The following is a 20,179-nucleotide window of genomic DNA, read 5'->3' as shown; positions in this document are numbered from 1 at the left end:
CTTGCTTGTCTTACAGAGAGGGTGGGGGCAGGTCACGCAGCACGGCGAGCACGGCGTCCATTTCGCCCTGATAGCCGATGGTGATGCGGATGCTGTTGTCAAGGCCAGGCTTGCTGGAGAAATCACGCAAGATGATGCCGGCGGCCTTCATGGCGACGAACACGGCGGCGCCATCTTTGAAGCGCACCAGCACGAAGTTGCCCTTGTCCTCGAACACTTCCTTGACGCAGGGCAGACGAAGCAGCTCCGCCTTGATGAGCGCCTTTTGCTTGTTGAGTTCCAGCACCCGCTCCTGCATCAGTTCCAGCCCCATGGGAGAGAGCGCCTGGGCGGCAATCTGGGCGATGGGGTCGGGAATGGGGTAGGGCGCGATCACCTTGGCCAGCATGGCAATCACCTCGGGATCCCCCAAAGTAAAGCCGCAGCGGATCCCCGCCAGGGCAAAGGCCTTGGAGAGGGTGCGGGTCACCACCAGGTTCGGGTATTGGGCGAGCAGGTCCACCACAGAGGCCTCCGGGCAGAACTCGATGTAGGCCTCGTCCACGACGATGATGGCGCGGTCCCGGGCCTTCTTCAGCAGGGCGACGAGTCCCTTGCGGCCCACCAGATCCCCGGTGGGATTGTTGGGGGAGCAGAGGAACACCAGCTTCACGTCAGAGAGGCGATCGGCGATGGCGGGCCAGTCCGGCTGACGGCTGGCGGTCAATGGCTGCTCGACAATCCCCACGCCACAGGTCTCGGCGCTGATGGCGTACATGCCGTAGGTGGGGGGGCAGATGAGGATCTGATCTTCCCCTGCCTCGCAGAAGGTGCGGATCAAGAGCTCTATGGCCTCGTCGGCACCGCGGCTTACCAGCACCTGATCCGGATTGACCCCGGCGTAGGCGGCATAGCCGTTTACCACCTCGGCCGGCTGGCACTCAGGATAGCGGTTGAGGCGACTCCCCTCGACGGTGAAGGGATAGGCCAGGGGGGCCTCGTTGGCATTGAGCCAGACGTGGCCCTTGCCACCGATGCGGCGCGCGGACTGGTAGGGAGTGAGAGCCCGTACAACGCGACGGGCCAGATTGGCGATGCTCATGACAAATCCTTCTGCTGTGCTGTTTGTTGGGGCTCGGCGGCCAGGGCGTTCAACCTGAGGGTGACGGCATGCTTGTGGGCATCGAGTCCCTCGGCCTGGGCGATGCGCTGGACGATGGGGCCAAGGCCGCGAATGCCGTCTGCAGTGAGCTCCTGTACCGTGTAGCGGCGCTGATAGTCGGCAAGCCCCAGGCTCGAGCAGGTGCGGGCATAGCCGTAGGTGGGCAGGGTGTGGTTGGTGCCGCTGGCGTAATCACCGACCGACTCCGGTGTCCATGCCCCGAGGAAGATGGAGCCCGCGTTCTCGAGCTTGTCCAACAGATCCCGGGGTGCCCGGGTCTGCACGATGAGGTGTTCCGGTGCATAGGCGTTGGAGATGGCGCAGGCTTCCTCCAGGTTGTCGCAGAGGATCACCAGGCTTGCCTTCAGGGCTTGCTCGGCGATGTCGCGGCGGCTGAGCTCGGCGAGTTGCGCCTGGATCTCGCTGCCGATGGCATCGGCCAGGGAAGCGGAGGTGGTCACCAGCACCACCTGGCTGTCGGGGCCGTGCTCGGCCTGGGAGAGCAGATCCGATGCCACGAAGGCCGGGTTGGCGCTCTCGTCTGCGATCACCAGCACCTCGGAGGGGCCGGCTGGCATGTCGATGGCGGCGCCCCGCCAGTCACGGGAAACCTGGCCCTTGGCTTCGGTCACATAGGCGTTGCCCGGGCCGAAGATCTTGTCCACCTTGGGGATGGTCTGCGTGCCATAGGCCATGGCCGCGATGGCTTGGGCGCCGCCGATGGCGAACACCTGGTGAACGCCACAGGCGCGGGCGGCAAACAGGATCTCGTCGCTCGCCGGAGACGGGGTGCAGAGCACCACCTCGCGGCAACCGGCCAGGCTTGCCGGAATGGCCAGCATCATCACGGTGGAGGGGAGCGGCGCGCTGCCTCCCGGGACATAGAGACCGACCCGGCTGATGGGTTGGGTGCGTAGCTCGCACAGTACCCCGGGCTGGGTCTCGACGCGCACGACGGGCTGCACCTGGGCGGCGTGGAAGGTACGGATATTGGCGATGGCGGCCTCGATGGCGCCCTTGATGTCATCACCGAGTCGAGCGCAGGCTGCATCCACTTCCGCGTCGCTCACCCGAAGCTGTTCCCGGGGCGCGCGTTCGAAACGCTGGCTCAGCTCGCGCAGGGCCTCATCGCCCCGGCTGCGTACTGCGGCAATGATGTCTCGCACCACGGTACCGATGTCGGCTTCGTCGCCAAGAGCGGGCCGGGTCAGGACCTCGGCTTGCCGGGCGGGGGAGAGGGTCTTCCAGATCAGGGTCTGCATGATGTGTCTTCCTTATTCCATCATCTCGGCTTATTCCATCATCTTTTCAATGGGCAGCACCAGGATGGAGCTGGCACCCAGGGCCTTGAGCTGTTCCATGGTCTCCCAGAACAGGGTTTCGCTGGAGACGACGTGCAGGGCCACCTGGTTGGTGTCACCGGCGAGCTGCATGATGGTGGGACGCTCTGCCCCCGGCAGCAGATCGGTGATGGCATCGAGCTTGTCTTTGGGGGCGTGCAGCATGATGTATTTGCTTTCGCGCGCCTGCTGCATCCCCTGGATGCGGGGCAGCAGCTTGTCGATGAGTTTCTGCTTGGCATCGTTCAGGGGGTTGGGGGCCTGCACCAGGACGGCCTTGGAACGGTAGATCACCTCGACCTCTTTCAGGCCGTTGGCTTCCAGGGTTGCGCCGGTGGAGACCAGATCGCAGATGGCATCGGCCAGACCCGCGCGGGGGGCCACTTCCACCGAGCCGCCCAGCATCACGCTCTTGAAGCCCAGGCCCTTCTCGTCGAAGAAGCGCTTGAGCAGACCGGGATAGGAGGTGGCGATGCGTTTGCCAGCCAGGCTCTCGGGTCCTGTGTAGTTGACATCGTCCGGCACCGCCAGAGAGAGGCGGCAGCCGCCGAAGTCGAGCTGCTTGAGGGTCTTCACCGCAAAGGGCTGCCCCTGGGCTGCGCGGATGAGCTGCACCTCTTCGAGAACGTTCTCGCCGATGATGCCAAGATCGACCACCCCTTCCATCACCAGACCCGGGATGTCGTCATCACGCACCCGCAGAATGTCGATGGGCATGTTCTCGACATGGGCGATGAGGCGCTGTTCCCGCAGGTTGATCTTGAGGCCGCAGCTCTTGAAGAGGGCCTGGGAATCCTGGCTCAGACGACCGGATTTTTGCATGGCGATGCGCAGACGTTGTGTTTCCATTGCTCGATTTCCTTCTAGTCAAAAACGAAAAAACCCTCGGAAGTATGTGCTTCCGAGGGTTCATGAATCTTGCGGTCCTTTTGGAAGTCACCAGTTAAGTGTCTTCCAGCAGTCAACCTCCTGAAAGACTATTCGGGATGATGATGGTGATGATGAGTCTTCAGGTTGGTGAACTTCATGATGTAATCAATCCTTTACAAATCAGATGCCGTTGTTGACGCCCGATTTAAACTACCTGCCTTGACAGAAAATGCAACCGAAAAATGTGATCAGGACGATTAAAGTTGAGAAAACGGTTTTCTGGTCGATAACTAGACAATGAGATGCCAAAGGAGGCGACATCATGCCCAGCCAGGACCTGTTATTTCCCATCCTGCCCCGCGCACCCTCGACACCGAGCCCGGATGACATCAAGCGGGAAGTAACCCAGATCAGCCAGAAACATCAGCTGCGCAAGATAGGCACCGACAATGGCGGCGGTGGCCAGCATCGCCAGCAGAGAGAGCAGCCGCCAAAGCCTGATCAACCAGCGGTGCAGGATGATGATCACAAACCGGATCCGGACCACCGGATTGATCTCTTCGTCTGAACGCATTATCAGTCCCGCTTTTTCCGCGCTTTTGGCATAATGCCCGCTTTTGCAGCGGGACATGCCTTTGACCATCATCCAGACCCTGTTCAAGCCAGACGGCCCCCTGGCCCGCCATATTGACGGCTTCAAGGCCCGTGCCCCGCAACTGGAGATGGCCGAGGCGGTGTCGCGCGCCATCAAGCAAGGTGGCCGCTTGCTGGTGGAGGCTGGAACGGGCACTGGCAAAACCTATGCCTATCTGGTGCCTGCGCTGGAATCCGGCAAGCGGGTGGTGATCAGCACCGGGTCCAAGAACCTGCAGGAGCAGCTCTTCTATCGGGATCTGCCCACCATCACGGGGGCGCTTCACTACACCCCGCCGGTGGCACTGCTCAAGGGGCGCAGCAATTACCTCTGCATCGAGCGGATGAACCGGCTGTTGAGTGAATCCCATCTGCAAAAGCCCGAGATCCTGAGCAATCTCGTGAAGGTCAAATCCTGGTCGACCGCCACCGACAACGGCGATGTTGGAGATATCCCGGGGCTACAGGAGAACGCCGAGATCCTTGCCCACGTCACCAGCACCAACGACAACTGCCTGGGTCGCGACTGCCCCTATTACGATGATTGTCATCTGGTCATCGCCCGGCGCCGTGCCATGGACGCCCAGGTGGTGGTGATCAACCACCACCTCTTTTTCGCCGACATGGCGGTCAAAGACACCGGCTTTGGCGAGCTGGTGCCCGAGGCGCAGGTCTATGTATTCGACGAGGCGCACCAGCTGCCTGAGATCGCCAGCCATTACTTCGGCAAGTCCGTGGGCAGCCGCACCATCCAGGATTTGGCGCAGGATATCCAGCTCGCTTACCGGGCAGAGGCTCATGACATGGCCCAGCTTGGCAAGGCGGCGGACAGGCTCGCCATTGCCAGTCAGGATCTGCGCCTTGCCTTCGGCGTGGAGGGGGGGCGCGGCAACACCCGGGATCTGCTGAGACAATCCCTCTGGGCCCAGGCGCTGGCTCGCCTCAACGATGCCATCGGGCTCTGTTATGAAGTGCTGAAACTGGCGCTCGGGCGAGGGGAGCAGCTGGATCACTGTTTCGAGCGCATCAGTGAGCTGCGTACTCGCCTTGGGGAGGTGCTGGCGGTCAACCAGACCGGTTTCTCCTACTGGTATGACTGTTCGCGTCTGCACTTTACCCTCAATCTGACGCCGCTGTCGGTCGCCGAGCGCTTCGGTGCCGAGGTGCAGCGCCCCGAGGTGGCCTGGGTCTTCACCTCGGCCACCTTGACGGTGGACAATCGCTTCGCCCACTTCGTCACCGAGATGGGGCTGGCCGGCAGCGCCGAACTCATTCTCGACAGTCCGTTCGATTACGCCGAGCAGGCGCGCCTGTGCGTACCCCGTTTCCTGCCAGAGCCCAATGCCTTCGGGCGCGGGGAGCAGCTGGCGACCCTGATGATCCCCCTCATCAACAAGACGCCGGGGGGGTGCTTCTTCCTCTGCACCAGCCATCAGGTGATGCGCCAGGTGGCCGAGGTGCTGCGCCGGGAAATCGGCCGCACCGTCCTGCTGCAAGGGGAAGACAACAAGCAGCGGCTGCTCAAGACCTTCGTGGAAAACGGTCGGGCCGTGCTGGTGGCCACCAGCAGTTTCTGGGAGGGGATAGACGTGCGGGGGGCGGCATTGTCCTGTGTTATCATCGACAAGCTGCCCTTTGCGAGCCCGGACGATCCCCAGCTCAAGGCGCGGGTGGAAGATTGCAAGCTCAAGGGGGGAGATCCCTTTACCGAGCTGCAGTTGCCCAAGGCGGTGATTGCCCTCAAGCAGGGGGTGGGGCGGCTCATACGTGATCGCAGTGATCACGGCGTACTGGTTATTTGTGATCCCCGGGTGGTCAACAAACCCTATGGCGCCACCTTCATCAAGAGTCTGCCTGCCATTCCACGGACCCGGGAGCTGGCGACCCTGGGAGAATTTTTCGGACCACGGGAGTGAGTCCGCCGCGCCGGGGCTGATTGCACCCGGCCATGCATGACGGCAGGCCTTGGCCATGCTGACGATTTAACTGACTGATGTGAAGAGAATAAAAAGAATGGATGAGTTGAAGATCCTGGCCGTGGATACCGCCACCGAAGCCTGCTCCGCAGCCCTCTTGGTGGGCGATAGCCTCTACTCCCGCTGGGAAGAGGCGCCCCGTGACCATACCCGCAAGATCCTGCCCATGGTTCAGGCTCTGTTGGATGAAGCCGGTCTATCGTTGGATGAGCTCGACGCCATCGCCTTCGGTCGTGGGCCTGGCTCCTTCACCGGGGTACGGATCGGGATCAGCGTGGCCCAGGGGCTCGCCTTTGGTGCCGGCGTGCCGATGATCGGTGTCTCCACCCTGGCAGCCATGGCCCAGGGGGCCCATAAGCTGGAAGGGGCCGAGCAGGTGCTTGCCGCCATCGATGCGCGCATGGACGAGGTCTATTTCGGCCACTACGCCTTGGTGGACGGGGTGATGACGCTGGTGGGCGAGGAGGTGGTGAGCGAACCAGCTGCACTGGTGCAGGCCCGTGACAAGCTGACTGGCGCGGTGAGCTGCGTTGGCACCGGTTTTGAAACCTATGGCGAGAGCCTGGGCGGCCTGGCAGATGTGCTGATGCCAAGCCAGGTGCGTTTCCCGGCGGCCGCCGACATGCTGCCTCTGGCACGCCAGGCCTGGTTTGCGGGTGAGGCGGTGCCGGTTGAGCAAGCCACCCCTGTCTATCTGCGTGACAAGGTGACCTGGAAGAAACTGCCGGGTCGCGAATAGGCGGCAACAGCTTCCCGGGCTGCTTTATCGGACGATGATGGAGAGACGAATGAGAAAATCCGTGATCATGCTGGGATTGGTGGGGCTGCTGCTGGGTGGTTGCAGCACGGTGCCCAAAGAGCTTGCCTATGAGCCTGCGGATCAGCTGGTTGCCTATCAACCCGCCCTGCAGGGGATGGAAGGCAAGCCGGCCCGCTGGAGCGGTGTCATCTCGGCGGTCCACAACAAGTCGGATCAGAGTGTCATCGAGGTGGTCTATCTGCCCCTCAAGTCCAACGGGGTGCCGGAGCAGACCGAGCAGAGCCCCGGTCGTTTTCTCGCCATCATGCAAGGGTTTGTCGACCCGACCCTCTATGCCAAGGGTCGCAGCCTGACGGTGCTCGGCACCCTCGACAAGCCGGTGGACAGCCAGATTGGCGAGCACAAGTATCGCTTCTCGGTACTCAAGGTGACGGGGAGCAAGCTGTGGCCACCGGTGAAGGAGGTGGAGATCCGCTACATGGATCCCTACTTTTACGATCCTTTCTATGATCCCTTCTGGCCCAGACGGCCCCTGCGCCGCTGAGGAGCCCGGATGACGGCGACATTGCAGGAGCGCAGGCTGTGCCTGGCGGACGGGCGGCACATCGCCCTGCTGGACAATGGTCAGGAGGGCAGACCGCTGCTGGTGGCCCTCCATGGCTGGCTCGACAACGGCGCCAGCTTTTTGCCTCTGGCCCCCTGGCTGGGGGCGTTTCATCTGGTCTGCGTCGATCTGCCGGGCCATGGTCACTCCGATCACAAGTCGACCCCCTATGTCTTCGTGGACTGGCTGGATGATCTCTACCAGATCACCCAGGCCGCGGGCTGGCAGCGTTTCATCCTGCTTGGTCACTCCCTGGGGGCGCTGATTGCCTCTGCCTATGCCGGCGTTTTTCCCGAGCAAATCGAGCGGCTCATTCTGCTGGAGGGGCTCGGCCCATTGAGCCAGCCTGACGAGGAGGTACCGGGGCAGCTGCGTCGCGCCATCCTCAACCGCACTCGTACCCGTGAGCGTGCAACCAGTGGATTTGCCACCCTCGAAGAGGCGGTGGCTGCCCGCTGCAAGGTGGCGGACATCCCCCCGAGTGCGGCACGCCTTATCTGCGAGCGGCAGTTGGAGGCGCGGGAAGGGCGCTGGTATTGGCGCAGTGATCCCCGTCTTCGCGATCTCTCGCCCCTGCGCATGAGCGAGGGGCAGGCCCAGGCCCTGATCCGGGCCATCGCCTGTCCGGTGCTCTTTATCCGGGGAGAGCAGGGCTTCCCCGGGCTCCTGGCACAGTGGCAGTTGCGGGAGGCGGCCTTTGGCCACATTGAACGGGTGACAGTGGCAGGAGGCCATCATTTTCATATGGAAAATTCATCAGAAACCGCCGTTTATATCGAAAACTTCGCTCAAATCCGGTAGGATCGGCGGCTTTGAATCATGTCAGGTTTGCTTTCTCCCTCACATTTCCCGTTGTTAATTCACTGTTAATTGATGTTGCCTTATGTAAATATGTGCGGCATTAGAGCATGAACTTAAAACAACTGATTGAAATGGATGTGACAGGGACGGAGGCAACACAGTGAGCGCACAGGTGCGAGTTATGCAGGAGAAGTTCGTGGAAAGAGTCTGGCTGAAGCGTTATCCAGAAGGGGTGCCCGCCGAGATCAATCCAGACCAATACGGCTCTCTGGTCGAGATGTTTGAAGAGTCGGTGAACCAGTTCGCCGATCAACCCGCCTTCGTCAACATGGGGCAGACCATTACCTACCGTCGGCTGGAGGAGCAGTCCCGAGCCTTCGCCGCCTACCTGCAAAACGAGCTGAAGCTCGGCAAGGGGGACAGGGTGGCCGTGATGATGCCGAACCTGCTGCAATACCCCATCGCGGTATTCGGCATCCTGCGGGCCGGCATGACGGTGGTGAACGTCAACCCCCTCTATACCCCGCGCGAGCTGGAGCATCAGTTGAAAGACTCCGGCGCCAAGGCCATCGTCATCGTCTCCAACTTTGCCCATACCCTGGAAAAAGTGGTGTATGACACCCCGGTCAAGCACGTGATCCTGACCCGGATGGGTGACAACCTGGGGCTGGCCAAGGGGACCCTGGTCAACTTCGTGGTCAAATACGTCAAGAAGCTGGTGCCCAAGTACAACCTGCCCCATGCCAGCACCATGCGCCAGGCCCTCGCCAAGGGGCGCTACCTGCAGTACATCAAACCCGAGATCAGCAACCAGGACATCGCCTTCCTGCAATACACCGGCGGGACCACCGGCCTCTCCAAGGGGGCCATGCTGACTCATCGCAACATGATCGCCAACGTCGAGCAGTGCCTCGGTGTCTATGGCCCCGTGCTGGAGCGCGGCAAGGAGTTCGTGGTCACGGCGCTGCCGCTCTATCACGTCTTCGCCCTGACGGTGAACTGCCTGCTGTTCATGCGTCTGGGGGGCTACAACCTGCTCATCAGCAACCCCCGCGACATTCCGGGTTTTGTCAAAGAGATCAAAAAGTATCCTTTCACCTGCATCACCGGGGTGAACACCCTGTTCAACGCCCTGGTCAACAACGACGAGTTCAAGAGCATGGATTTTGCCAAGCTCAAGCTCACCATCGGTGGCGGCATGGCGGTGCAACGGGCGGTGGCTGAGCAGTGGAAGGGGCTGACCGGCACCCCGCTGCTGGAGGGCTATGGCCTGACCGAGTGCTCGCCCCTGGTGAGCGTCTGCCCCTATGACCTGGTGGATTACAACGGCTCCATCGGCCTGCCGGTCTGCTCCACCGAGATCCGTCTGGTGGATGACGAGGGGAACCAGGTCACCGAACGGGGTGCCCCCGGCGAGATGCAGGTGCGCGGTCCTCAGGTGATGACCGGCTACTGGCAGCGCCCGGAGGCGACCGCCGAGGTGATGCAGGATGGCTGGCTCTGCACCGGCGACATCGCGGTATGCGACGAGCAGGGCTTCTTCAAGATCGTCGATCGCAAGAAGGACATGATCCTGGTCTCCGGCTTCAACGTCTACCCGAACGAGATAGAAGACGTGGTGGCCCTGCATCCCAAGGTGCTGGAGGTGGCCGCCGTCGGCGTACCCAACCCGGTGTCCGGCGAGCAGGTGAAGATCTTCGTGGTCAAGAAAGATGCAAAGCTGGCGGAAGAGGAGATAATTGCCCACTGCCGCAAACATCTGACTGCCTATAAGGTGCCGAAACTGGTAGAATTTCGCGACGAACTTCCCAAGACCAACGTGGGCAAGATCCTGCGCCGCGTGCTGCGCGACGAGGAGATTGCCAAGCAGTAACCGGCATGCACTGCTTTGCAGTCCAGCGCTGTCGTTATGCAAAACCGTGGGACATCCACGGTTTTTTCTTTCTGGATCCGACCAACGTGCAGGCAACGATGCAATATCAACTCATTTCACAGCAAGCCGAACTGGATCAGTATCTCGCTTCTCTGGCCGACGTTCCCCTGGCCATCGATACCGAATTCGTTCGCACCCGTACCTACTATCCCCAGCTCGGTCTGTTCCAGATCTACGATGGCAAGCAGCTTGCCCTGCTCGATCCCCTGACCCTGGAGCTCTCTGGTTTGTGGCAGCGCCTCGGTCGGGCCGGACAGATTGCCATCCTGCACGCCTCCGGTGAGGATCTGGAACTCATCCAGCATCAAGCGGGTCACCTGCCCAACCAGATGCACGATACCCAGCTGGCGGCAGCCTTCCTGGGTCATGGCGTGTCGGTGGGGTTTGGCGCCTTGGTCAACGAATTCCTCGGGGTCGAGCTTGAGAAGGATCAGGCCCGTACCGACTGGCTGGCGCGCCCCCTTACCCCTCGTCAGCTGGAATATGCCGCGGCGGATGTCTTCTACCTCATGCCCCTCTACGAGAAGGTGATGGCCAGACTGCGCGAGAGCGGCAAGTTCCCCTGGTTCGAACAGGAGTGCCAGAACCACTCCGCCCGCAAGACCCAGGGCAGCGATCCCCGTCAGGCCTACCTCGAGATAGTCAACGCCTGGCAACTGGGTCGCCGTGAGCTGGCCATCCTGCGCGAGCTGGCCGCCTGGCGCCAGCAGGAAGCGGTACGCCGGGATCTCGCCCTCAACTTCGTGGTCAAAGAGCTGCACCTGTTCAAGGTGGCGGAGCGTCGTCCCGCTTCGCTGCGGGATCTCAACGAGCTGGGCCTCTCGCCCATCGAGATCAAGATCCACGGCAAGCGGATGCTGGAGATCGTCGCCGCCGCCCAGCAGAGCGACCCTGCTAGCTGGCCCGATCCCATCCGCCGTCTGGTGGACTTCCCCCAGTACAAGGCCGAGCTCAAGCGCATCAAGGCCATGGTGGAGGAGAAGGCCAAGGCCAGCAACATTCCGCCGGAGCTGGTGGCGAGCAAGAAGATCATCCACCAGTACTTCACCTGGAGCTGGCGCATGAGTGCCGAGGAGCGGGCCAGGGCGGACAAGCCCATGCTGCTGCAAGGGTGGCGTCATGAGCTGGTAGGCCACCTGCTGGCCCAGTGACGAGTACGCAGTACGAGAAGGGGAGTCCATGACTCCCCTTTTTCATGCCTGTGCGGCTGCCCCCGGGGTTGCCGGGATCGTCGCGCCAGGGGGTTGGTCATGTTGGGAAGCGAGAAGGGGGGGAGGAGGAAAATGGCGGGCACAAAGGGTGCCCCCATCAGAGTTCGTGAGCGTGGAACCCCTTGCGGTAGCGGGCCTCGCAGCGCGGGCAGCGTTGCAGGGTCGGATCCTGTTCCAGCTGTTCAGGGAGCAGCGGCTCCTCACAATCGGAGCAGAAGCCATAGAGCCCCAGATCCATCTGGCAGAGCGCCGCGTCGAGCCGTTTGAGGCGTGCCACGCTGTGTTCCACCCCGGGCAGATCGAGACGGCTGGTCAGATCAACCAGTTGATCTCGCTCGCAGCGATCCACCTTCTGTGCCCAGTCATCTTGTCGACAGGCCTTGAGCTGACGGATCAGCTCCTCTCTTGTTTGCGCCCAGTCGGTCAGAAGGCGCTGATGCCATTCGGCCAACCGGGCTTGCGTCACTTCACACACAGCAGCCCCCAAAAACGAGTGATAAAACTCGGCCAGTATAGGGAAACCCGCGGTTTATCAAGATGACATGAATCAAGTTAACCGTGCTTTGACGGGTTTTTCCGGCAGGTGCTGCGGCTTGCCGGTGATGACGTAGAGCACTCCCGCCACCAGACAGACGACACCCACCAGGGTACTCATGGGGAGCATGATCCCGCGCAGCATAAAGGCGTAAAAGAGCCCCACCAGAGTCTCGAACACGATGAGCGGCCCGACCAGCACGGTCGGCAGGCGCTGGCTCGCTTCGTTCCAGCACAGGGTGCCGAGCCAGGAGCAGAGGAGCCCCACTGCCCCCATCAGCAGCACGAAGCGCAGGGGCGTCGGCCCGAAGGGCAGGGGAAAGTCCGGTGCGCTCAGGGCAAGATGGCCGAGGCTGCCGAGATAGGCAATGAGCGCCACCGGCAGGGTCACCAGCCCCTGGGCGGTGGCCCAGACGGCCGGACTGCGGCCCGGGTGCTCGCGCAGCCAGCGGGCGTTGCGCAGGGGATACCAGGTCCAGCACAGCACGGCGCCCACCGCCAGGGCGAGCCCAAGCAGTTGTTCGGTGCGCGCCTCGGTGTGCCAGGTGAGCTCGGCGCTGTTGACCAGACAGAGGCCGGCCCCCATCAGCACCAGGGACGGGTAGAGCCGGGTGCGGGAGAGGCGACCGTCTCGTGCGCCATAGAGGCGGTTGGCGGCCATGGCCATCACCACCGGCAGGGTGCCGATAAACATGGCCGCCAGGGGCGAGCCGATGCGCAAGATGGCCCCCGACAGGCAGAAGTAGTAGAGGAGGTTCCCCACCAGAGTGAGGGCGAGGGCCTCTCGCCAGTCGCTGGCCGAGAGGGCCGCCAAGTGTTTGCGGGCCTGCCAGGCGAGCGGCAGTACGATGAGGCCGAAGGCGAGGTAGCGGCCGCTCGCGAGCAGGGCGGGGGGATAGCCGTCCACCAAGAGGGGGGCGACGAAGATGAGCCCCCACATCAGGCCGGCCAGCAGGGCAAACAGGACTCCGATCAACATGTTTCATATCCGGTAAAGAAGAAGGAGGCCAGCCTAGCAGGGGGGAAGGGGGGCGTATTGAACCAGATTGCGCTTTAGCGGCCAGCCTGCACCTGTTTCTGGTAGCGGACCGGGGTGGTGCCATAGCGGCGCAGGAAGGCACGGTTGAGGTGGGACTGATCGGCCAGACCACAGGCGGCGGCCACCTCGGCCGCGGGCAGGCCGGCAGCCAGCCACCCCTTGGCGCGCTGCAGACGGATGGCCATCAGCATCTGCTGGGGGGTGACGTGAAAGCGGGCCTTGAAGCTGCGCTGGAAGTGGTAGGGGCTGAGGTTCACCGAACCGGCCAGCTCGGCCAGGGTAATGGGGCGGGCGAAACAGGCCTGCATATAGTCGATGGCGCGGCCCAGAGGGTGGGCCGCTTCGCTCGGGGCCGCCAGGGCCCGGGCATGGGGGCGTAGGGTCTCGCACACCCTTAGCAGCAGGCCGTCGGCGGCGAGCTCGCTGTCACAGTGCCAGAGGGCATCCAGGGTCGCCTGCAGGACGGGGGCAGTGCGCGGATCGCTTCGCACGGCATCGGTGAAATGCCAGTCGCGCTCGCCGCTGATGGCCTCGAGCCGATCGGCGGGCAGGTAGAGCATGCGATAGCGCCACCCTTGCTCGCAGGCTGACTCGCCCGTGTGCAGCTCATCGGGGTTCATCAGCACCAGGCTGCCGGGACCGGCCAGGAGCTGGCTGCCGCGATAGCGAAAGCGCTCGGCACCGCACTCGATGACACCGAGGCCAAACCCCTCGTGACTATGGGGATCGAAGATGTGGTGCTGGATGTGGGCGCGATAGAGCTCGGTCGCAGGCTGCCCCGGCAGCGCGCGAAAATCGGCCCTGTCGTGCTGATGGGTAAAGTTGACCGGTACTCCCTGCATCCTGACCTCCTGTCAATGAGCCTTCATCATAGGGCGCCGCGGGGTGGCGGCCAAGTCTAGGCCTGTGAGGCGCACTCGCGCTCGAGGGCGGAGCGGATCTCCTCTGCGGTCTTGATGGTGCGGATGCGGCGAAACAGCTCGTCGGCCTGGGGGTATTCCCGCACTATGTAGGAGAACCACTGCTTGATGCGGCTCGGGTAGTAGTCGGCCTTGTCGCTCGCCAGATCCTGCTCGGTATAGGTCACCATCAATTGCAGTACCTCGGCCCAGCTCATGTGTGCACACCCCGTCTTCATCACGTTGGCCAGGTTGGGGAGGGAAATTGCGCCCCGGCCAACCATGAGGGCATCGCAACCGGACACCCGGGCACAGATCAGGGCATCGGCATGGTTCCAGATCTCGCCGTTGGCGGTGACGGGGATGGGCAGGGCGCGGCGGATGGCGTCCACGTACTCCCAGTATGCCGGCGCCTTGTAGCCTTCGCGCTTGGTGCGGGCATGCACCGCCAGCTCGTTGGCGCCCCCCTGATAGACGGCCTGGGCGTTGTCCAGATAGAGATCCTTGTCATCGTATCCCAGGCGGATCTTGGCGCTCACCGGCAGGTGGGCAGGCACGGCCTCCCGCACCGCCTTGACGATGCGATAGACGGTCTCGGGTTCCTTGAGCAGCACGGCGCCCCCCTTGCTCTTGTTGACCGTGGGGGCAGGGCAGCCGAAGTTGAGATCGACCCCGGGAGAGCCGAGCTCGATGGCCCGGATGGCATTTTCTGCCAGCCACTCCGGATGTTGTCCCAGCAGTTGCACCCGTACCGGGGTCCCTGCACGGGTCTTGCCATCCTGTTTCAGCTCGGGGCAGAGGCGATGGAAGACCTTGGCGGGCAGCAGTTGATCGACCACCCGGATGAATTCACTGACGCAGAGGTCGTAATCATTGACGGAGGTGAGGACCTCCCGCATCAGGTGATCCAGCACCCCCTGCATGGGGGCCAAAATAACGCGCATAGCTGCTTCCGAAGACAAGGGGAGAAAAAAGAGCGCAGATTGTAGTGGCAATGGCCGGGATTGTCAGCCGTCTGCCCACTCGATGGCCCCCATCGACGGCCGCAGACTGGGCCAGGCTGTCAGCTTCCGGGCCAACTCTGTTAGGCTACAGGCAGAGATACATGCAGAGGAGTACCCATGAAACGCTGGTGTCTGATGGCCCTGGGCTGGCTTGCCTTCGCCACCGGGATAGTCGGGATAGTCCTGCCCCTGCTGCCGACCACCCCTTTCATGTTGCTGGCGGCGGCGCTGTTTGCGCGCTCCTCCCCCCGCTTTCATGGCTGGTTGCTGGCGCATCCCTGGTTTGGCCCCCCCATCCTCGACTGGCAGCAGTATCGCGGCATTCGCCGTCATGCCAGACGCCGCGCCATCATCTTCATCCTGATCTCGTTTTCGGTATCGCTGCTGGTGGTGCCGTTGCCCTGGGTGAGGTGGCTGCTGGTTGTCATAATGGTGATCCTGCTCACCTGGTTGATGCGTCTGCCGGTGCTGGAGCCGGTTGCAATGAAGAAGTGAAATCCCTAAGCTATCGCGGCAATAATGCTATGGAGTCGGCTCGTCATTTTTGCGTGACGGGCCTTTTTATTGCCCCCAGGCGGAGACCCCGTGCGCCGCCATGGCAGGGCTCAAAAAATAAGCGGTCAAATAATGAATCCGGAAACCCTGAAGTTTATCGAAGCGAGCATCAAGACCATTCCCGACTATCCGAAGCCGGGCATTCTGTTTCGCGACATCACCAGCCTGATCGAGAATGCCGAGGCCTTCAAGGCCACCATCGATCTGCTGGCCGATCATTACCGTGATCAAGGCATCACCAAGATTGTCGGCACCGAGGCCCGTGGCTTCATCTTCGGCGCCCCGGTTGCCTACGCCATGGGGCTGGGGTTCGTGCCGGTGCGCAAGCCGGGCAAGCTGCCCCGCGCCGTCATCGAGGAGTCCTACGCCCTGGAGTACGGCACCGACACCCTGCAACTGCACACCGATGCCATCGTGCCCGGTGACAAGGTGCTGGTGGTGGACGATCTGCTGGCCACCGGCGGCACCGTCGATGCCACCGTCAAGCTCATCCGCCGCGCCGGCGGTGAGGTAGCGGATGCCGCCTTCATCATCTCCCTGCCGTCCCTGGGCGGTGATGCCCGCCTGACCGCCGCTGGCGTCAAGGTTGTCTCTCTGGTGGAACTCGCGGGGGCGTAAATCGCCCCTTCGCGCGGCAGGCCTCGTCACCCTGCTTTCTGCCGCAAACCGGTGCCTGAACGGGCACCGGTTTGAAATTCAAGCGATCCCTCCCAAGGCGGCGCATCCCCCATACAGCCAGCCCTCCATTTGTGTTAGCATCCAGCCTCAATGCCTCGTTTCCCAGCATCGAGATCTATGAGCTATCAGGTTTTGGCGCGCAAATGGCGCCCCCATACGTTTGAACAAGTGGTCGGCCAGCAACATGTGCTGACTGCCCTGACCAATGCCCTGGATCAGGGACGGCTTCACCATGCCTACCTGCTGAGCGGGACCCGCGGGGTGGGCAAGACCACCATCGCCCGCATTCTGGCCAAGAGTCTCAACTGCGAGCAGGGGATCAGCAGCCATCCGTGCGGTGTGTGCGATACCTGCCGCGAGATCGATCAGGGCAATTTCGTCGATCTGCTGGAAATCGATGCGGCGTCCCGCACCAAGGTGGAAGACACCCGCGAACTGCTCGACAACGTGCAGTACCGTCCGGCCCGTGGTCGTTTCAAGGTGTACCTCATCGATGAAGTGCACATGCTGTCGCGCCACAGCTTCAATGCGCTGCTCAAAACCCTGGAAGAGCCGCCCCCCTATGTGAAATTCCTGCTGGCCACCACGGATCCGCAGAAGCTCCCCATCACCATCCTCTCGCGCTGCCTGCAGTTTCATCTCAAGAGTCTGGATCAGACCCAGATTGCCAGGCAGCTCGAATGGGTGCTGGACCAGGAGGGCCAACCCTTCGAGCCTCGCGCCCTGCTGGCCCTGGCCAAGGCGGCCGACGGCAGCATGCGCGATGCCCTGAGCCTCACCGATCAGGCGTTGGCCCACGGCAACGGCAGCGTGCGCCTGGAGAGCGTGCTCACCATGCTGGGGACCCTCGATCATCACCACCTGCATCAGTTGCTGGAGGCGGTGCTGCGCCAGGATGCCCCGGCCACCATGGCCAAGATCACCGAGATAGCGACCCTGGGGCCGGATTTCGACCAGCTTCACGCCGAGCTGGAAGCCTTGCTCCACCGGGTGGCCATGGCGCAACTGCTGCCTGCGAGCGTGCAGGAGCAGGGGGCGGATGCCGATGCCTTGCTGCAGCTAGCCGGAGCCATGAGCCCGGAAGAGGTGCAGCTCTGCTATCAAATCGTGCTGGGGGGGCGCAAGGATCTGCCCTGGGCCCCTGACGGACGCACCGCACTGGAAATGACCTGTCTGCGGATGCTGGCCTTCTCGCCCCGGCGCGAGGTGGTCCATCCCGCCAACCTGGCGGCCCAACCTCTCATGACAGGGCACCCCGGCGTGATGGCGGCTGCGAGGGAAAGCGCGCCGCTCCTGCCGGGAAAGCCCCAGGGGGCTGAGCCGGCCCCGGCTGCCAGTGCAGCACCACAGGCTCCCGCCGCGCCAGCATCGGTCCTTGAGGCCGAGCACGTCGCCCCCTCACCCAAGGCGGAGGAGGGCGCAGTGCTGGATCCGCTCTTTGCCGAGCAGGATGAGCTGCTGCGCGAGGCCGAACGGATGGGCTACGAGGCCGCGGTGCCCACCAGTCCGCCTGCAGAGCCAGCCTCTGCGCCGTTGGCGGCGGATGACACCGGGCAGACGCAGCAGGTTGAGGTCCAAGGGGAAGACGTCGCCATCTCTTCGACCTCCAGCATGCAGAGCCTGCTTGGCAAGCGCAATCTGCTGCGAAGCCGCCTGCGTGGCGAGCAGAGTGCAAACGCCGCGCCTGCCCGGGTCACTCCCGTCAAACCGGTGGCCGCGACCAAACCGGCCCCGATGCCTGCCGTCGCAACTTCACCCCAGACCGAGGTGCAACCAGCGGCGCGGCCCGAGATGCCGGGGCAGGGACCTGCCTTGCAAACAGGGTATGACGACCTGCCCCCTCTCGATGCCTATGAAGAGGGGGCCAGTGACTACGAAGAGTATCTGAATCAGGGGTTTGACGAGGGGTTTGCCTGTGCCCCGTTGCCCACGCGGGCAGTGACTTCCGCCCAGCCAGCTCCCGCCACTATGGCACCTCCTTCGCAGGAGGATCTGCCGCCCTGGGATCTGGGCGCTGACGCCGGCAGCGCGGATGCGGCGGCACCTGTGGTTGCCGCTATGGTGCCTGCCGCGCCTCCAGTGGCTGCCAGCGAGCCTCAGCCCGCCATTGCGTTGATGGAGACCATCGACTGGGATGCCCTGGAGAGCGACGCCCAGCCCGAGGAGGAGGGGGAGGTCGCCCGTCTGATCCCCTCGTCCTTGCTGGTCAATTGCGGGGACGCCTGGGCCGAGCTCATCGCCCGCACCGGGGTGGGGGGTCGGCTGCGTCAACTGGCCATCAACGCGGTGATGACCCGGGAAGGCAATCGGGTCTCCCTGCTGCTCAAACCCGAGCAGCGCCATCTGGTGAGCGACAAGGCCCGCGCCGATCTGGCCGAGATCATCGGTCCCGAGCTGGGCGGCCCGGTTCACATCGATGTGACCCTGGGCTCGGATCCCGCGCGGGAGACGCCGCTCGAGATAGAGCACCGTCTCTATCTCGGGGTGCGTGAACAGGTGAGCCGGGATCTGGCGGCGGATCCCAACGTACAATTCTTGCAGCAGCGTTTCGGCGCCGTGCTCCATCCCGAGAGCATCGAACCCCTGAGTCGCTGAGTTGCGCTGAAAAAACCGTGCCGGGGCTTGCCCCCGGTTGAAAAGATTTTTGGCTGCCCCCACTTAGGGCAGATGAACCCACAGCCCGGCGCTGGATGCCGGATTTCAAGACGAGAGACGATCTATGTTTGGTAAAGGTGGAATGGGTAACCTGATGAAACAGGCCCAACAGATGCAAGAGCGCATGCAGAAGATGCAAGAGCAGCTGGCCCAGATGGAAGTGGTCGGTGAGGCGGGCGCAGGCATGGTCAAGGTGACCATGGCCGGCAGCCACAGCGTGCGTCGTATCGAGATCGATCCCAGCCTGATGGAAGATGACAAGGAGATGCTGGAAGATCTGGTCGCCGCCGCCGTCAATGACGCCGTGCGCCGCGTGGAAGAGCAGAACAAGGCCAAGATGGGCGAGCTGACCGGCGGCATGCAACTGCCCCCGGGCTTCAAAATGCCCTTCTGAGGATACTGCCCGTATCCGTTTCTCCTCCTCTGGGAAGGGGAAAAATGAAAAGGCCAGAGCCAAGCTCTGGCCTTTTGCATGTCGGCACACCCGGGAACGGCCATGCACAGATCATGGCGGGAGCGGCGCACTTGCCTGCCCCAGGGGGGAGAAGCCCTCGACCAGATGATCGATGAGGGCGCGGATGGCAGGCAGCAGACCGCGGCGTGAGGGGAAGACCGCGTGGATCACCTCCTGGCGCGGTGCCCAGTCGGGGAGCAAACGCACCAGCCGGCCATCGGCCAGGGGCTCATTCATCATCATGGTGGGCAGTTGCACGACCCCGAGCCCGTCGATCGCCCCCTGACGCAATGTCTGCATGTCGGTGGTGGCAAAGCGGGGGCTGTGGTGCTGTTTGACTCGGGCCCCATCGGGGCCCTGCAGGGTCCAGTGATGGCCTTCCAGGCTGGCGCCATGACCGAGGCTCGGCCATGACAGCAGATCTGCGGGGGCCCGGGGCATGCCGAGTGACGCGACAAGGGCCGGGCTTGCCACCAGACACTGGGTCGCATAGCCCAGCACCCGCATGGCGAGCTCGCTGTCCTCCAGGGGCAGTGGTCGCACCCTGAGCGCCATGTCCAACCCCTCCGCGACCAGATCCACCGCCCGGTTGACCCCGACGAGCTGCACCTTGACGCTGGGATGGGCCAGGGCGAAGGAGACCAGCATCCTCCCTACGTGGGCGTGCAGCAGATCGATGGGGCAGGCGATGCGCACCAGACCGCAAGGCTCGCTCTGGGTCGCGGCGATGAGATCCTGCGCCGCATCGGCTTCCACCAGCATGGCCCGGCAACGGGTGTAATAAGCCTGCCCGAGTTCGGTGACGGTGAAGCTGCGGGTGGAACGCTGGATAAGACGCACCCCGAGTCGCTCCTCCAGCATGGCGATGCGGCGGCTGAGCCTGGACTTGGGCATGCCGAGGGCCCTGCCGGCCTGGGCAAAGCCCCCGTGATCCACCACCTGGACATAGAAATAGAGGTCGTTGAGATCCTGTTGCATGGGGTTATCGTTCACAAAATAGGACGCTGATGGCAAATTTTACGTCTACCGGACGCAGCGTTCCAGACTCACAATGCGAGCCACGACACATCCCGTGACGATCACCCAGGAGAG

19 protein-coding genes and 1 other annotated feature are annotated in these 20,179 nt (G+C 63.1%); of the genes, 11 read left to right on the top strand and 8 right to left on the bottom strand.

The features are described 5' to 3' along the window. Window positions 1-10 precede the first annotated feature (10 nt). Genes hisC through hisG form a run of 3 tightly spaced genes read right to left on the bottom strand, consistent with a single transcriptional unit; the run spans window position 11 to window position 3,330 of the window. Window positions 11-1,081: a histidinol-phosphate transaminase gene (gene hisC, locus ACPW74_RS09615; RefSeq protein WP_425859041.1), complete on the bottom strand. Its 1,071-nt coding sequence runs from the start codon at window positions 1,079-1,081 to the stop codon at window positions 11-13. After that, window positions 1,078-2,403 carry a histidinol dehydrogenase gene (gene hisD, locus ACPW74_RS09610; RefSeq protein WP_425859039.1) on the bottom strand — a complete coding sequence of 442 codons (1,326 nt, stop codon included), beginning with the start codon at window positions 2,401-2,403 and terminating at the stop codon, window positions 1,078-1,080. Before hisD ends, hisC begins: the two co-directional genes overlap by 4 nt. A 30-nt stretch (window positions 2,404-2,433) precedes the next feature. After that, window positions 2,434-3,330 (bottom strand): ATP phosphoribosyltransferase, encoded by an 897-nt coding sequence (gene hisG / locus ACPW74_RS09605; protein ID WP_010674694.1) that lies wholly within the window; start codon window positions 3,328-3,330, stop codon window positions 2,434-2,436. 24 nt (window positions 3,331-3,354) lie between these two features. Next, window positions 3,355-3,483, bottom strand: a sequence feature (His leader region). A 190-nt stretch (window positions 3,484-3,673) separates the two neighbouring features. Here hisG and ACPW74_RS09600 point away from each other — a divergent pair. From ACPW74_RS09600 to rnd, 7 genes are all read left to right on the top strand, one after another. Continuing rightward, window positions 3,674-3,919, top strand: coding sequence for a hypothetical protein (locus ACPW74_RS09600; protein ID WP_128295884.1), 246 nt, complete (start codon window positions 3,674-3,676; stop codon window positions 3,917-3,919). A gap of 61 nt (window positions 3,920-3,980) precedes the next feature. Further along, window positions 3,981-5,900: an ATP-dependent DNA helicase gene (locus ACPW74_RS09595; RefSeq protein ID WP_425859036.1), complete on the top strand. Its 1,920-nt coding sequence runs from the start codon at window positions 3,981-3,983 to the stop codon at window positions 5,898-5,900. A 97-nt stretch (window positions 5,901-5,997) separates the two neighbouring features. After that, complete coding sequence (gene tsaB, locus ACPW74_RS09590; protein WP_425859034.1) at window positions 5,998-6,699, top strand: tRNA (adenosine(37)-N6)-threonylcarbamoyltransferase complex dimerization subunit type 1 TsaB; 702 nt, start codon at window positions 5,998-6,000, stop codon at window positions 6,697-6,699. 49 nt (window positions 6,700-6,748) lie between these two features. Next, window positions 6,749-7,264, top strand: a complete 516-nt coding sequence (locus ACPW74_RS09585) for a Slp family lipoprotein (protein WP_425859032.1) — start codon at window positions 6,749-6,751, stop codon at window positions 7,262-7,264. Window positions 7,265-7,273: 9 nt separating this feature from the next. Continuing rightward, entirely contained in the window at window positions 7,274-8,125 is an 852-nt protein-coding gene (locus tag ACPW74_RS09580; RefSeq protein WP_408820212.1) for an alpha/beta fold hydrolase, read from the top strand. A gap of 196 nt (window positions 8,126-8,321) precedes the next feature. Next, window positions 8,322-9,998, top strand: coding sequence for a long-chain-fatty-acid--CoA ligase FadD (fadD, locus tag ACPW74_RS09575; RefSeq protein ID WP_274799336.1), 1,677 nt, complete (start codon window positions 8,322-8,324; stop codon window positions 9,996-9,998). A 98-nt stretch (window positions 9,999-10,096) separates the two neighbouring features. Then, on the top strand, window positions 10,097-11,209 hold the full coding sequence (rnd, locus tag ACPW74_RS09570; protein ID WP_425859029.1) for a ribonuclease D: 1,113 nt from the start codon (window positions 10,097-10,099) through the stop codon (window positions 11,207-11,209). A gap of 157 nt (window positions 11,210-11,366) precedes the next feature. On the opposite strand, the gene ACPW74_RS09565 is transcribed toward rnd, so the two are convergent. The 4 genes from ACPW74_RS09565 to dusC all read right to left on the bottom strand — a co-directional run bounded on the left by ACPW74_RS09565 (window position 11,367) and on the right by dusC (window position 14,685). Next, the gene (locus ACPW74_RS09565) at window positions 11,367-11,735 is read right to left on the bottom strand and encodes a TraR/DksA family transcriptional regulator (RefSeq protein ID WP_425859201.1); all 369 of its coding nucleotides are present in this window, start codon (window positions 11,733-11,735) and stop codon (window positions 11,367-11,369) included. Window positions 11,736-11,816: 81 nt separating this feature from the next. After that, window positions 11,817-12,782, bottom strand: a complete 966-nt coding sequence (locus ACPW74_RS09560; RefSeq protein ID WP_425859028.1) for a DMT family transporter — start codon at window positions 12,780-12,782, stop codon at window positions 11,817-11,819. Window positions 12,783-12,856: 74 nt separating this feature from the next. Continuing rightward, window positions 12,857-13,684 (bottom strand): AraC family ligand binding domain-containing protein, encoded by an 828-nt coding sequence (locus ACPW74_RS09555; protein ID WP_425859026.1) that lies wholly within the window; start codon window positions 13,682-13,684, stop codon window positions 12,857-12,859. 56 nt (window positions 13,685-13,740) lie between these two features. After that, a complete protein-coding gene (dusC, locus tag ACPW74_RS09550; RefSeq protein WP_270822766.1) occupies window positions 13,741-14,685 on the bottom strand; it encodes a tRNA dihydrouridine(16) synthase DusC in 945 nt (314 codons plus the stop codon). Window positions 14,686-14,862: 177 nt separating this feature from the next. On the opposite strand from dusC, the gene ACPW74_RS09545 reads away from it, so the two are divergent. From ACPW74_RS09545 to ACPW74_RS09530, 4 genes are all read left to right on the top strand, one after another. Beyond that, complete coding sequence (locus ACPW74_RS09545) at window positions 14,863-15,240, top strand: YbaN family protein (protein WP_039039141.1); 378 nt, start codon at window positions 14,863-14,865, stop codon at window positions 15,238-15,240. Between the two features lie 132 nt (window positions 15,241-15,372). Beyond that, complete coding sequence (apt, locus tag ACPW74_RS09540; protein ID WP_010674707.1) at window positions 15,373-15,918, top strand: adenine phosphoribosyltransferase; 546 nt, start codon at window positions 15,373-15,375, stop codon at window positions 15,916-15,918. Between the two features lie 177 nt (window positions 15,919-16,095). Further along, window positions 16,096-18,573: a DNA polymerase III subunit gamma/tau gene (gene dnaX, locus ACPW74_RS09535; RefSeq protein WP_425859023.1), complete on the top strand. Its 2,478-nt coding sequence runs from the start codon at window positions 16,096-16,098 to the stop codon at window positions 18,571-18,573. A gap of 124 nt (window positions 18,574-18,697) precedes the next feature. Continuing rightward, on the top strand, window positions 18,698-19,027 hold the full coding sequence (locus ACPW74_RS09530) for a YbaB/EbfC family nucleoid-associated protein (RefSeq protein WP_005301028.1): 330 nt from the start codon (window positions 18,698-18,700) through the stop codon (window positions 19,025-19,027). Window positions 19,028-19,138: 111 nt separating this feature from the next. Here the strand turns inward: ACPW74_RS09530 and ACPW74_RS09525 are convergent, their stop codons facing one another. Further along, entirely contained in the window at window positions 19,139-20,065 is a 927-nt protein-coding gene (locus ACPW74_RS09525; RefSeq protein ID WP_104452920.1) for a LysR family transcriptional regulator, read from the bottom strand. Window positions 20,066-20,179 lie beyond the last annotated feature (114 nt).

The organism is Aeromonas sp. INTO2, from assembly GCF_049860605.1.
Lineage (GTDB): Bacteria > Pseudomonadota > Gammaproteobacteria > Enterobacterales > Aeromonadaceae > Aeromonas > Aeromonas caviae.
The sequence above is the reverse complement of the archived record's forward strand: the minus strand, read 5'-3'. Positions and strand labels throughout refer to the sequence as shown.

Excerpts from the sequence above, each read along its gene's own strand:
- hisC (WP_425859041.1), bottom strand. The coding sequence starts at position 1,081 with ATGAGCATCGCCAATCTGGCCCGTCGCGTTGTACGGGCTCTCACTCCC.
- hisD (WP_425859039.1), bottom strand. The coding sequence starts at position 2,403 with ATGCAGACCCTGATCTGGAAGACCCTCTCCCCCGCCCGGCAAGCCGAG.
- hisG (WP_010674694.1), bottom strand. The coding sequence starts at position 3,330 with ATGGAAACACAACGTCTGCGCATCGCCATGCAAAAATCCGGTCGTCTG.
- ACPW74_RS09600 (WP_128295884.1), top strand. The coding sequence starts at position 3,674 with ATGCCCAGCCAGGACCTGTTATTTCCCATCCTGCCCCGCGCACCCTCG.
- ACPW74_RS09595 (WP_425859036.1), top strand. The coding sequence starts at position 3,981 with ATGCCTTTGACCATCATCCAGACCCTGTTCAAGCCAGACGGCCCCCTG.
- tsaB (WP_425859034.1), top strand. The coding sequence starts at position 5,998 with ATGGATGAGTTGAAGATCCTGGCCGTGGATACCGCCACCGAAGCCTGC.
- ACPW74_RS09585 (WP_425859032.1), top strand. The coding sequence starts at position 6,749 with ATGAGAAAATCCGTGATCATGCTGGGATTGGTGGGGCTGCTGCTGGGT.
- ACPW74_RS09580 (WP_408820212.1), top strand. The coding sequence starts at position 7,274 with ATGACGGCGACATTGCAGGAGCGCAGGCTGTGCCTGGCGGACGGGCGG.
- rnd (WP_425859029.1), top strand. The coding sequence starts at position 10,097 with ATGCAATATCAACTCATTTCACAGCAAGCCGAACTGGATCAGTATCTC.
- ACPW74_RS09560 (WP_425859028.1), bottom strand. The coding sequence starts at position 12,782 with ATGTTGATCGGAGTCCTGTTTGCCCTGCTGGCCGGCCTGATGTGGGGG.
- ACPW74_RS09555 (WP_425859026.1), bottom strand. The coding sequence starts at position 13,684 with ATGCAGGGAGTACCGGTCAACTTTACCCATCAGCACGACAGGGCCGAT.
- dusC (WP_270822766.1), bottom strand. The coding sequence starts at position 14,685 with ATGCGCGTTATTTTGGCCCCCATGCAGGGGGTGCTGGATCACCTGATG.
- ACPW74_RS09545 (WP_039039141.1), top strand. The coding sequence starts at position 14,863 with ATGAAACGCTGGTGTCTGATGGCCCTGGGCTGGCTTGCCTTCGCCACC.
- apt (WP_010674707.1), top strand. The coding sequence starts at position 15,373 with ATGAATCCGGAAACCCTGAAGTTTATCGAAGCGAGCATCAAGACCATT.
- dnaX (WP_425859023.1), top strand. The coding sequence starts at position 16,096 with ATGAGCTATCAGGTTTTGGCGCGCAAATGGCGCCCCCATACGTTTGAA.
- ACPW74_RS09530 (WP_005301028.1), top strand. The coding sequence starts at position 18,698 with ATGTTTGGTAAAGGTGGAATGGGTAACCTGATGAAACAGGCCCAACAG.
- ACPW74_RS09525 (WP_104452920.1), bottom strand. The coding sequence starts at position 20,065 with ATGCAACAGGATCTCAACGACCTCTATTTCTATGTCCAGGTGGTGGAT.